This is a genomic window from Dolichospermum sp. UHCC 0352 (genome assembly GCF_009711925.1).
Classification (GTDB): domain Bacteria; phylum Cyanobacteriota; class Cyanobacteriia; order Cyanobacteriales; family Nostocaceae; genus Dolichospermum; species Dolichospermum lemmermannii.
Genome location: NZ_VIKY01000045.1, coordinates 1 through 12563 on the forward strand (window position 1 = coordinate 1; position 12563 = coordinate 12563).

The 12563-nt window shown below is 37.6% G+C and carries 15 protein-coding genes; 7 read left to right on the forward strand and 8 right to left on the reverse strand.

All coding sequences use genetic code 11. The features are described from left to right. The 7 genes from FJR06_RS02900 to FJR06_RS02930 form a co-directional block, all read left to right on the forward strand. A partial coding sequence (locus FJR06_RS02900) for an RNA-guided endonuclease TnpB family protein (RefSeq protein WP_168650699.1) occupies positions 1-370 on the forward strand: 370 nt, incomplete at its 5' end. Positions 371-674: 304 nt separating this feature from the next. Continuing rightward, on the forward strand, positions 675-1733 hold the full coding sequence (locus FJR06_RS02905; RefSeq protein WP_015080960.1) for a PstS family phosphate ABC transporter substrate-binding protein: 1059 nt from the start codon (positions 675-677) through the stop codon (positions 1731-1733). Positions 1734-1748: 15 nt separating this feature from the next. Beyond that, positions 1749-2765, forward strand: coding sequence for an ArsJ-associated glyceraldehyde-3-phosphate dehydrogenase (locus FJR06_RS02910; RefSeq protein ID WP_015080959.1), 1017 nt, complete (start codon positions 1749-1751; stop codon positions 2763-2765). 111 nt (positions 2766-2876) lie between these two features. Next, complete coding sequence (gene arsJ, locus FJR06_RS02915) at positions 2877-4139, forward strand: organoarsenical effux MFS transporter ArsJ (RefSeq protein WP_015080958.1); 1263 nt, start codon at positions 2877-2879, stop codon at positions 4137-4139. Positions 4140-4364: 225 nt separating this feature from the next. Then, positions 4365-5441 (forward strand): ACR3 family arsenite efflux transporter, encoded by a 1077-nt coding sequence (gene arsB / locus FJR06_RS02920; RefSeq protein ID WP_325064820.1) that lies wholly within the window; start codon positions 4365-4367, stop codon positions 5439-5441. A gap of 39 nt (positions 5442-5480) precedes the next feature. Next, positions 5481-6269 carry a Nif3-like dinuclear metal center hexameric protein gene (locus FJR06_RS02925; protein WP_168650700.1) on the forward strand — a complete coding sequence of 263 codons (789 nt, stop codon included), beginning with the start codon at positions 5481-5483 and terminating at the stop codon, positions 6267-6269. Between the two features lie 539 nt (positions 6270-6808). Further along, on the forward strand, positions 6809-7120 hold the full coding sequence (locus tag FJR06_RS02930) for a DUF6679 family protein (RefSeq protein ID WP_015080955.1): 312 nt from the start codon (positions 6809-6811) through the stop codon (positions 7118-7120). Between the two features lie 17 nt (positions 7121-7137). On the opposite strand, the gene FJR06_RS02935 is transcribed toward FJR06_RS02930, so the two are convergent. The 8 genes from FJR06_RS02935 to FJR06_RS02970 all read right to left on the reverse strand — a co-directional run bounded on the left by FJR06_RS02935 (position 7138) and on the right by FJR06_RS02970 (position 12520). Further along, complete coding sequence (locus FJR06_RS02935) at positions 7138-8466, reverse strand: MBL fold metallo-hydrolase RNA specificity domain-containing protein (protein ID WP_371723310.1); 1329 nt, start codon at positions 8464-8466, stop codon at positions 7138-7140. Beyond that, positions 8467-9417: a PIN domain-containing protein gene (locus FJR06_RS02940; RefSeq protein WP_168632601.1), complete on the reverse strand. Its 951-nt coding sequence runs from the start codon at positions 9415-9417 to the stop codon at positions 8467-8469. It lies immediately after the preceding gene. A gap of 17 nt (positions 9418-9434) precedes the next feature. Then, on the reverse strand, positions 9435-9689 hold the full coding sequence (locus FJR06_RS24195; protein WP_235081860.1) for a hypothetical protein: 255 nt from the start codon (positions 9687-9689) through the stop codon (positions 9435-9437). After that, on the reverse strand, positions 9682-10263 hold the full coding sequence (locus tag FJR06_RS02950) for a hypothetical protein (protein WP_041458476.1): 582 nt from the start codon (positions 10261-10263) through the stop codon (positions 9682-9684). Before FJR06_RS02950 ends, FJR06_RS24195 begins: the two co-directional genes overlap by 8 nt. 208 nt (positions 10264-10471) lie before the next feature. Next, positions 10472-11068: an urease accessory protein UreG gene (gene ureG, locus FJR06_RS02955; RefSeq protein ID WP_168650702.1), complete on the reverse strand. Its 597-nt coding sequence runs from the start codon at positions 11066-11068 to the stop codon at positions 10472-10474. 5 nt (positions 11069-11073) lie between these two features. After that, positions 11074-11760, reverse strand: coding sequence for an urease accessory protein UreF (locus FJR06_RS02960; RefSeq protein WP_015080951.1), 687 nt, complete (start codon positions 11758-11760; stop codon positions 11074-11076). Further along, entirely contained in the window at positions 11738-12178 is a 441-nt protein-coding gene (gene ureE, locus FJR06_RS02965) for an urease accessory protein UreE (RefSeq protein WP_015080950.1), read from the reverse strand. The genes FJR06_RS02960 and ureE overlap by 23 nt, the downstream gene beginning before the upstream one ends. Before the next feature lie 114 nt (positions 12179-12292). Beyond that, positions 12293-12520: a hypothetical protein gene (locus FJR06_RS02970; RefSeq protein ID WP_015080949.1), complete on the reverse strand. Its 228-nt coding sequence runs from the start codon at positions 12518-12520 to the stop codon at positions 12293-12295. Positions 12521-12563 lie beyond the last annotated feature (43 nt).

Genomic DNA, 12563 nt, shown 5'->3' on the forward strand with positions numbered 1-12563 from the left:
CAAAGATTTCCACTTTAAAACTGCAAACGATTTACTCAAAAAGTATGATGTAGTAGCTGTTGAAAAGTTCAATATAAAAGGACTCGCTAAAACAAGATTGGCAAAAAGTATTAACGATGCTGGTTGGGGACAATTTATTTCAATACTAACAGTCAAAGCCGAAAATGCTGGACTCCAAGTAATCGCTGTAAATCCCAATGGTACAAGTCAAGAATGTTCTAGTTGTGGTCAAAAAGTTAAAAAGCCGCTATCCCAAAGAATACACAATTGCCCTAACTGTAAGGTCAGTTTGTGCCGGGATCTAAATGCGGCTGTAAATATCAAGAACCGTGGGGCGCACGGTCTTAAAGCTCGGTCAATGTCTTCATAGAAGAGTCGCCGAGAAGCCCACACTCACCTGTTCGCGCAAGCGTGCCGCAAGGCATAAGGGAGTGTGTGGAGTACGTCACTCCAAAACCTGCTACTCGGATTGAGGTTGGTGAACAAACGTCTTTTGATTTTGAAGACTCGCAAGCGGCTAAAAGCATTCTTTTTGCTATGTATAAACAATACATCAATTTTTCTTAATTAATTGTTGTATCTAGTGATAAAGTCAATGTTAACATATTAACTTTTCTTGAAATGACAGGTAGATAGGATAAATAGTCTGCTCACTAATTATACAGGTGAAATCAGTGAATAAAACAGCAAGCCAATTAGTCTTAACTTTCGGAATACTAGCATTGACAAGCAGTTTTACAAATACGCTTGGTCTTGCCCAAAATATTCAAAAACCAAATGAAGCGACAAAAGTTACTAACTCTGCCACTGACGCACTTATCAAAGTAGATGGTTCTAGTACCGTATATCCCATTACCCAGTCCATAGCTAAAGCATACCAAGCCAACCTAAAAAATAATAGTCAAATACAAGTAAATATTTCCGGTACTAGCGGTGGGTTTGAAAAATTTTGTACTCGTAAAATAGATATCAGTAATGCTTCTCGACCAATTAACCAGTCAGAAATGGCAGCTTGCAAGAAAAATGGCGTAAGTTACATGGAATTACCCATAGCTTTTGATGCCGTAACCATTGCTATTAACCCCCAAAACACTTGGGCAAAAGACATTACAGTAGCCGAATTGAAAAAAATCTGGGAACCTGCGGCTGAAGGAAAAATTACAAAATGGAATCAAGTCCGAGATTCTTGGCCAGACCGCCCAATTAAATTATATGGTCCTGGTGGTAAGTCTGGAACTTATGATTATTTTACCGAAGCAATTGTCGGTAAAGCCAAAGCCAGTCGCAAAGATTACACAGCCAGTGAAAATGATGAAGTTTTAGTTACTGGTGTTAATAAAGATCCTAATGCTTTGGGTTACTTTGGTTATGCCTACTACCAAGAAAACAAAGATAAGTTAAAAGTTTTAGCAGTTAATAGTGGTAAAGGTGCCGTTTTACCATCACCAGAAACAGTAGAAAAAGCCAAATATCAACCACTTTCTCGACCTCTATTCATATATGTCAATCTTCGGTCTAGTAAAAACAAAACTTTGGTGTATAACCTTGCGGATTTCTACATTAAAAATGCGGCAAAAATAGTCAGTTCTGTTGGCTATGTTCCCTTATCAGAGGAAGCTTACAAACTTAATTCTATCCACTTGTATAAAGGCAAAGCCGGAACAGTATTTGGTGGTAAATCGGAGTTTAACCTAAGTCTTGGGCAATTGTTACGCAAACAAAAGCAATTTTAGTAATTAATAAAAATCATGACAATTAGAGTAGGAATCAATGGATTTGGGCGCATGGGCAGGTTATCCGTTCGTGCTGCTTGGGATTACCCAGAAATAGAATTTGTCCACATTAATGAAACCAAAGGTGGAACAGAAGCCGCAGCACATTTACTCAAATTTGATTCTGTACATGGGCGTTGGACACCAGAAGTAGAAGCGGTCGAAAACCAAGTTGTTATTGATGGTAAATCTCTCAGTTTTACTGAATATTCTCAACCGGGTGAAGTTCCTTGGGAAGATTTTGGGGTTGATATAGTTTTGGAATGTTCTGGTAAGTTTAGAACCCCCGCTACCCTTGACCCCTATTTTAAAAGAGGCGTGCAGAAGGTAATTGTTGCCGCACCTGTTAAACAAGAGGCTTTAAACATTGTCATGGGGGTAAATGATCACCTCTATGAACCTGATAAACATCATTTATTAACAGCAGCTTCTTGTACTACTAATTGTTTAGCCCCAGTCGTAAAAGTAATTCATGAAGGTTTAGGAATTAAACATGGAGTAATTACCACAATTCACGACAATACTAATACTCAAACTATTGTAGATGCACCTCATAAAGATTTGCGTCGGGCTAGGGCTACAAGTATGTCATTAATTCCTACTAGCACAGGTTCAGCTACAGCTATTGGTTTAATTTATCCAGAATTAAATGGTAAATTAAATGGTTTAGCAGTGCGTGTACCTTTGTTAAATGCTTCTCTCACAGATTGTGTATTTGAAGTTGAACGTTCGACCACAATAGCCGAAGTTAATGATTTATTGAAAACTGCATCTGCACAAGAACCATTAATAGGAATTTTGGGTTATGAAGAACGTCCTTTAGTTTCTATTGATTATAAAGATGATCCTCATTCTGCAATTATTGATGCCCTTTCGACAATGGTTATCAACGAAACTCAGGTGAAAATATTGGCTTGGTATGACAATGAATGGGGTTATGTTAACCGCATGACTGAATTAGCACGAAAGGTGGCGTTAAGTTTGCAGAAATAATGGTTTTCTAGGGGTGGGTTTTCAGTCCTACCCCATAAGGATTTTTGCACGCAGAGGCGCAGAGACGGAGAGAGAATTTTAGTTTGTATTTACGATTTTGAACTTTTAATCATGGCTTCTACTACTGCTTCTAATTCTAATTTCAAGAATTATATTCTGGTGACACTGGCATACTGGGGCTTCACTTTGACTGATGGGGCTTTGCGAATGTTGGTTTTGCTCTATTTTAATAAAATTGGTTATACACCTATTCAAATTGCCTCTCTGTTCCTGTTTTACGAGGTATTTGGAATTGTTACAAACTTTCTCGGCGGTTGGATTGGTTCCCAGTTTGGGTTAAAAGTAACTCTTTATACTGGGATTGGATTACAGGTGTTTTCTTTAATTATGCTGTCTTTTCTGAATCCAGGGTGGGCGCAGTGGCTTTCAGTCCTTTATGTGATGGTTGCACAGGCATTTTCGGGAATTGCTAAGGACTTAACGAAGATGAGTTCTAAAAGCGCCATTCGCTTGGTTGTGCCTCAAGATGCCCAATCTTCTTTGTTTAAGTGGGTGGCTGTACTCACAGGTTCTAAGAATGCTTTGAAGGGTGTTGGTTTCTTTCTTGGTAGCGCCCTTCTCAGTTCTGTGGGTTTTATTCATTCCCTATGGATTATGGCTGGGGGACTGGCTTTAATTATGTTTTCTGGGTTAATGCTGCCCAAAGCCATGGGTAAAATCAAGAAAAAGGTCAAATTTAGCCAACTTTTCTCTAAAAGCGCAGAAATAAATATTCTCTCGGCGGCGCGATTCTTTTTATTTGGATCTAGAGATGTATGGTTTGTTGTGGCTTTACCAGTGTTTTTACGTGGGACTTTGGGCTGGTCTTTTTATCAAGTGGGGGGATTTTTAGCTTGTTGGGTGATTGGTTATGGGATTATTCAATTTTTAGCACCAACACTCATGCAGCGATTTGGTTCTGGTCGTCCACCTCAATCTCAAACTATTCGATTCTGGACATTTACATTAACGGCTGTTCCCGGTGCGATCGCTCTAGCACTACAATTAGGTTTACCCGCTAATATCGTAATTATTGCTGGACTTCTCGTTTTTGGTGTCGTATTTGCTTTCAATTCCGCTGTCCATTCCTATTTGGTTTTAGCATTTACTGATGATGATAAAGTCGCTTTAAATGTGGGTTTTTACTATATGGCAAACTCCGGTGGTCGTCTTGTGGGTACAGTTTTATCCGGTTTGGTTTATCAAATATTTGGCTTAGTTGGTTGTCTGTGGACATCAATGTTTTTCGTATTCGCAGCAGGTTTAGTTTCTCTGAAGTTACCTAATCCTCAACCTAGTAAAGCTATAGCTTGGAAAGCTGGAGACGGAGAATAATATTTCCCAGTCTAAAGATATGCTATGCAAACAGGTATATCCTACTGTAGTGAGATGACCCCAAAATTTATTTGAGTTTAAATATGGTAGTGGGCAATTGGTGACAGTTTTTGCCTCTTGCCTAAATACTAATTTGTAATAAATACAGATTTTATAATGACAACAAGATCCCCGACTTCTTAGAGAAGTCGGGGATCTGAAACTAAATTTATAGAGGTTAATTAAGTGGAATATGTAACTAAACAACCAACTATAAAACGCCTTTCTTTTCTGGATCGCTTTTTGACATTGTGGATATTTCTGGCAATGGCAACTGGAGTGGGTTTAGGCTATTTTTTCCCCACAATAGAAGTTTTTATCAATCATTTCCAAATAGGAACAACCAACATTCCCATTGCTATTGGTTTAATTTTGATGATGTACCCACCCTTAGCAAAGGTAAAATATGAAGAATTAGGAGATGTATTTCGTAATAAAAAAATTCTCGGACTATCATTATCGCTAACTTGGATAATTGCCCCAATTGTAATGTTTACACTTGCTATTCTTTTTTTACGCGATAAACCTGAATATATGACTGGGTTAATCATGGTGGGAATAGCCCCTTGTATTGCTATGGTAATTGTCTGGAGTGAATTAGCTAAGGGAGATACTGAATATACAGCCGGACTGGTTGCTTTTAATAGTATTTTTCAAATTCTCTTTTACAGCGTTTATGCTTGGTTTTTTCTGGCGATTTTACCGCCTTTATTTGGCTTACAAGGAACTATTGTCAATATCAGTATTGGGGAAATTGCCAACAGCGTTTTTATCTATTTAGGTATTCCTTTTCTGGCTGGATTTATGACTCGCTTTATTTTAGTAAAAGCTAAAGGTAAGCAGTGGTATCATCAGCAGTTCATTCCCAAAATCAGTCCGATTACTTTAATTGCTCTTTTATTTACAATCATGGTAATGTTTAGTTTAAAGGGCAATTTGATTGTGCAGATTCCTCTCGATGTTGTCCGCATTGCCATTCCCCTAATTATCTATTTCCTATTCATGTTTTTGAGTAGTTTTTACCTAGCATGGAAAATTAAAGCTGACTATGCCAAAGCTGCTAGTGTGGCATTTACCGCTGCTGGTAATAATTTTGAATTAGCAATAGCTGTAGCTATTTCTGTATTTGGGATTAAATCTGGTGTGGCTTTTGCTGCTGTGATTGGACCATTGGTAGAAGTGCCAGTCTTAATTAGTTTAGTCAGTGTATCTTTCTGGATCAAGAAACATTTTTTTCGCGCATCTCCACCAATAGGATTATAATTAAATACGTTTGATCTACTATTGATTTATTTAAATTTAATGAAAGTTGCTGATTTAATTACCTGGTTTGAAGAATGGGCAAATCCCGCTTGGTGCGAAAGTTGGGATAATTGCGGTTGGCAGGTTGAACCCGGTGTTTTGTCTACAGAAGCGCGGGTTTTAGTGTGTTTAACTCCGACTTTAGCCGTAATGCAGGAAGCGATCGCTCTCCATGCTAACCTAATATTTGCCCATCATCCCCTCATTTTTCACCCTCCCAAATCTTTCCGCACCGGGGAAGCCTTAACAGAAATGGTGCGGTTAGCTTTTACCCATAATATTGGAATTTATACCGCCCATACTAATTTTGACCAAGTGGCAGATGGAACTGCTGACGTTTTAGCGCAACTTCTGGAACTTCAAGAAGTATCACCTATTGTTCCTACCCAAGCAGGTTTAGGTTATGGGCGTGTAGGAATGCTAAAACCCACTTTGACATTACAAGAGGTAATTAATAATATTCAAACTCAATTAAATCCGCCCCATTTAATTTTCTCCCCAATGGCTGATTTACAACAGCAAATTTCACGGGTAGCTGTTTTAGGTGGTTCTGGTGCAGGTTATATTTCAGCCGTAGTTAAAACTAATGCCCAAGTTTACTTAACGTCTGACTGTAAATTTCATCAATTTCAAGAAAGCCGTGATCGTGGTATTATATTAATTGATGCTGGACATTATGCCACAGAACGCCCAGCGTGCGATCGCTTAGTCCAGAAATTTCAAGCCCTTAACTTAGATTGGGTCAAATTGAGCCAGCAAGATGAAGATTTCCGCCAGTTTTTACCCTAGTTAGATCAACTTAAACTATCCAAACCAAGTAATACTTACATCTTGCTTCCGTAACGCCCTGGGGATTTTATTCAAAAATTTATACAAAAAAATTATTCACGGTTAAGAAATTAGAAACAATGTTATCATTATAATACAGATTTTAACCCTGGCGAAAATCTTTTGGAGATCAGCCACTGGTTTGTCTGTACTTGGCTAGATAGTCTAGTTAAAAGGTAAAAAGCTATGTTATGTTCAGACGATTTTATTGCTAAAGCAGTCCTGCCAGGGATAAGTAACTTTCCCTGTGGAAACGCCAAATCAAAGAAAAATGTCTGTAGATGTTAACAGTTGCTATAGCTGTTCAACTAATGCGGTAAACTAAAGCTTAAGACCCAAAATTTCATCTAACACTAATGACTAAAAATAAGTGGTAAAATTGAGTCACTGAACTTACCGGGTTCTCACCGCGAAATTCACCTCCTAGAGGCTGATATTATGGGGATGAAACCCGAATTTGACAGGTTTAACTACGTTGTATAAAAAGGCAGAAGCACTACATGCTACACCGCAAGATTTATCAACTGTGTTGCGACGGGCGGGAGGTATGTGTTTTTTTGCGGGATCAGCAACGCTGGATAGAGCGGGCCCGCATCATTGATATCGAAGGCGATTTAGTGACTTTACGCTATGAAACAGACGAAGAAGATGAAGTTTGTTCTTGGGAGGAAATGGTTCGTCTCGAAAGTATCGGATCTGTTACTCAAAAATTAGCTTCAGTGCAACGCGGTAACATAGATCCGCTGACAACTGAAGACTGTCCAGAAGCAGAGCGTATTCCTAACCCTTATACTGACCTAAATCCAGATTAAACGCTCCTAAATTAAATTCACGTCAAGCGTTCAAAAGCAGGACAGTATCCGTCCAGGGTAACTTTGAAATTATATAAGGGGGCAGCGGGGTTCCAACACCGTTGCCCTCTTTGGTGTCGGCAGCTACCACAGCAGGCAATATCACCAGAATTAGGGCGAAGGTTATTCGGGTTTAAGAGTTCTCGCGGAGATAACCCCCGTAATACCAAGTCTTCACCCTGCCAACGCGCTTCTATTAAACCCGTATCAGCAAATTGTCGCCACCGGGGATCTGCTGTCACCGTATCGGGAAGAGTGATGGTAATAACAGTTCCCAACTCCGTCACCTCCCCCTCATAATTAATTTCTGGGGCAGCAGGTTGTAAAAATGTTTCCCCAATCGGTAATTCTACTAGAGTCCCTGGGGCTGGTGAATGGACATGATAGCGATTTTGTAACTCTTCTAAACAAGTTAAGTCAGCCAGATAACTTGGAGAACCATGCACAAAAATCACGTGTTGCGGGCGTAAATTATGAATTAGCTGGGTTGTTCCTGGTCCATCACTATGTTGCGCTAACAGATAACTTTCAAATTTTGTCGGTGCTAAATATTCTGGATTAACTGGAATATCAATTTTTTCAGGTAAAAGAATTAACCAATTGCCTGTGTTTGGTTGACAATATTTACGTAAATCTGCGGAAGAATCTGTAAGAACAATACAAGGTGATGTCCCTAAAGTTGCTAGATTTTCTGGCTTTAATCTTCTTACACGGGGTTTTACTCGTTCATCCCAAAATAAAGGTTGGTGACGGGCGAAATTTTGAACTGCGGCGGGAAGATGTGGTAAAAGTTCTAAATAGGCATCACAACCAGCAGCTACAGCACCATCAACCCAAATGTCTACATCTCTACCTGTAAAGTGGTGATGGGAACGTAACAGCATGAGTAATTCTTGACCTAAACCTAAAGCCGGAGTTGGTAAAATTACTGAATAACTCTCATCTGTTCTACCGGCACTAATGGCGCGATGAATCCTTTCTGCTAGTTGATTTTCTTGATTGCGGCGATGGGTATGGCGAGATGTCCCATAACTACCTTCAATTAATAGCACGTCTAAATTTAAACCCCGGAGTTCATCTAGTCGCAACCCTTCGACTAAACGGGAGTTGGATAGGAAAAAATCACCTGTGTAAAGTAATTTATAATCACGGTTGGGGGTGTGGTAAGTGAGGAGAATCGCCACAGCACCGGGTAAATGACCTGCGGGAAATAATTCTACTATGAGATCTTCTCTGATTTCTATGGGCGATCGCAATGGTAATGCCTGACAAAATGAGATCTTTTTCTGATTTAGGTTTAAATTTATTTAAAGTATTTCCGACGTAAGTGTAATTATAAATTGATCAAAATATCTAGTTAATCCATTAACTAAAATATTATAATTTACAGCAGGAAATCCAATATGTTCATTAACAAATTTACTGGTAATTTGAAGAGTTAATTCTTTTGTTTGTTGTAAACCAATAATTAAAGCTTGACGGCATATAGAAAGAGAATTACATTCTTTAAGACACCTATTGATATACTCATTATCTAAAACTAACTTTTCCAGTAAAATTGCATATAAAATATAACGAAGAATAGTGTACATATCTAGTTTTAGGGCAGCAATTTTATTTTCAGAGTTTATCTGATTTTGAATTTCAATCAATTGAATAGGAATAGACTCTAAGAGATAGTTTAACGAACTATTAACTAAGATATCTTTTTTATTAGTAATATACAGAATAATTTCTAGGCGTTTTGTATTTTCTTGAAGACGAAGCAGATAAAATTCAATAGAATTGAAAAAATCATGATTTGCATGATTAGGAAAGAAACTTAACAAAAATGAACTAGGGTTGACTACAGAAAAAAATTCTTTATAAGAATCTGGTAATTTTTGAAGAGAAGATTGAGCATATTCAAATTTCCTAGTAATAATGTAGTCTAATTGAAGAGATTTTGCACAAGCTAACTGTATGGATATTTCAAAATCTTTAAGTTGATAGGAATTAGCTATTGCTAGAATTTTATCATCAACAATACAGACTTTTAGTATAGTTCTAATCTCGGCTATTGCTTGCCAAGCAATTTCAACTCCTCCGTTTTGTTTACCAACATTGAAGATTTTATTAAGGGTTATTGGTGTTACATAACCCTCTATTTTTTTAGATTCGATTAAATTACAAATTTCTACGGAAACTTGTACAAATGGATCTCTATCTAGCAAAATATCTAGAATAATATCATCGTCTAATAAAACTCTTCTAATCACTGGTGCTGCTCTAACTCCTAATTTCCATGTTTAGCAACTTCTGTATCTTTAGAATAAAGTTGTTGATTTTTTTGTTCCCCAGGTTTAAATAGTCCACGCATTCGTTTTACGTGTGGTAAATTTTTCGAGATTTCTTCTTTTACTTCTTCAACTTCAGGAAGTAAATGTGCAACTCCCAGTAGCTTACCTAGACGAGATGTTTTCAAAAAAGCCTGTCTTTGAGCATGAGTCATTATCTCTTTTGATCCTGCCATTATTTCATTACTATTCATATAACTTTGGGTTTCCCCATCTGGTTTCATGTCGTTGACAAAATTCTGCTGCTGCGGTTCGTGAAAATCTGAACACATATAAGTCTTCTCCACTAGGAGTGCTACCTAAAAAACCAAGATATTCCATCTGTACCTTATCCCTATAGTATGCCACAGCTTCATCCAAAGCTTCCAGCGAAACGAATGATTCTACTGATGTTACTGGACAAAACTCGAAAGCAACCTTTATTGCATACCAAATTAACCATTTACCAATAGGTTCAATTAACCTTGAAGTAACATCTCCACGATTGGTAGGGTGTGCTTCTATATTGTTTATTTCCATAAATATGGGAGGAGCGGGTTCAGGATAAAAATATGGATAAAGACTATATTTAACCAATCCCCAAACTTTACCCTTATAAACAAGCTTAACTATATTTTGGCAGTGAAAACTGGTATTATTCCATATATTCAACCAGTCACAAGTCCAGTCAGTGGGTAGATCATTAATACTTGCTGGAGAAATAAAAGCAATTTCTTCAGTGTTAGATTCAATTAAAACTTTTACCTGATAACTTCCGATAGTAGTCAATTTGTTTTTATTACCTGTTGAAAATTTGAGTATCATAAATTATACATTAAGATAGACAATTATTCAAACATGGTTTGTAAGATAACTTGTGGTTACTATATATTAGTTACATCGTATCATTATAATATCAATCACAAGCTAACATACTGTAAATCTTTTAATCCTATAAATCCTGATAGCGAAGCGTGGCGTTAGCCATTTAAAACAATTAACAAATAGCTGCATTCACAAACTGAATTACATCTCCTAATCCAGTTTGAGTTTTCAGGTTTGTAAAAACAAAAGGTTTATCACCACGCATTTTTTTTGCGTCTCTTTCCATGACATTCAAATCAGCACCCACATAGGGAGCAAGATCAGTTTTATTAATCACTAATAAATCAGATTTAGTAATACCTGGACCACCTTTGCGGGGAATTTTATCACCAGCAGCCACATCAATGACATAAATGGTTAAATCTACTAATTCAGGACTAAAAGTAGCAGCTAAATTATCTCCACCACTTTCTAAAAAGACTAAATCTAAATTGGTAAATTTTTCTTCTAATTGTTCAATTGCGGCTAAATTCATAGAAGCATCTTCACGGATAGCTGTATGGGGACAACCACCTGTTTCTACACCCAAAATGCGATCGCTTGACAAAGCCTGAGAACGGACTAAAAACTGAGCATCTTCTTGAGTATATATATCATTTGTCACCACAGCTAACTGATATTTTTCCCGTAAACCCTTACATAAAGCATCTACCAAAGCCGTTTTCCCCGAACCTACAGGACCCGCAACGCCTACTCTTAAAGCCGTCATGATTCTTAGCTCCTAAACAATCTAGTATATTGGATTTCGTGCTGCATACTCGCTAAAGACAAACCCCAATTACAACATCCTAAATCATCATCTTCCATTGTCAAAATCTCCCCCACAGTAGTAATTAATAAAGGTTGTAAACCCAGTAATAACTCCTGTCCCGCAGTTTGTCCCAGCGGAATAAGTTTGATACCAGCGGTAATTAAATTATTAGCCCAACTGTGTAAATAAGCTAATAAAGCAGCTTGAATATTTATATCCCAATGAGCGCAAGCTATAGCAAATGCGATCGCATAATTAGCAGGATAACCCACAGCATTCACCACAGGCAAAATTTCCGGTTCTAACTTCCCTAATAATTGCATTAGAGAACGTCCCATTTGCCAACTAGCAGCCCGTAATTCTTCCGTATCTCTCGCAGCAGATAACCATAAATTCCACCGCTTTAAAGCCGACCTATCACCTGATTTAACAGCATGAAAACCCCTCATCATTATCGCCGCATCTAGGCGAATTGAGCCATAAATTAATTCAGATTTTAGCCAATCTTTGAGATTTTCTATATTCGTAATAGTACCATTTTCTATTAACATCTCCAACCCTTCCGAATAGCCATAAGCACCAACGGGTAAAGCTGGACTTGCTAATTGTAAAATTGTCAAAAAATGGCTATGCGTGAGAGTGATTTCCATAAGCCCCTAATTCTGGTTGAAAAGGTAAGATTTCTTCTTTAATTTCTAACCCTAATTGGATTAACATAGCAGCTAAAACTGCATCTGGAGATAAGCGTAAATAAGTCGAAGTTATTTCTACAGGAACATGACGATTTCCTAAATGATATGCAGCCCTTAATAATAAAGGAATTTCTGCTAATACAGTTAAAACAGGTTCAGGTTTAGCAATAATTCTCATATAAATACTTTCGGTTTCATTTGTGAGAATATCGCTATCATGTAATACTGTACCTCTAGCTAACCGCAAAAAAACCTCCTGACCATCTGCTAATATAAATTTATGACGGCTACGAGTTCGTTCTTCCGCAGTTAGTGAAAGAGTGATATTCACTATAGCATCAGCATTAGGTGGTTGACGTTGGGTAAAAGTCAGCATAATTCCCGAAATTAACTTTAATTTGTGAATATTGCAAGAGTTATATCCCCGACTTCTCTAAGAAGTCGGGGATATAATTGTTCATAACTGATTTAGGATAGCTATAGGCGTAAATTATGTCATCACTTCAAAAGAATGAACTTCTAGAATAGAACCAATCATCGCTGCTGTCATTAAATCTTCTCGAACTTTTCCGGTTATTTTGGCTTTTTGTCCTGATTTAAGTAAGTTTTTATCAGCACTTTTTGAGATTTCGTATGTAACACCATCTTCTGTCACAAAAGCCCAAGCACCAAGCCCAATATTCCGACGTTCAATAGTACCTGTAGCTGTAATAGTCATTTGTCAGTTGTTAGTTGTTAGTAGGGGCGAAGCATTTGGAAGA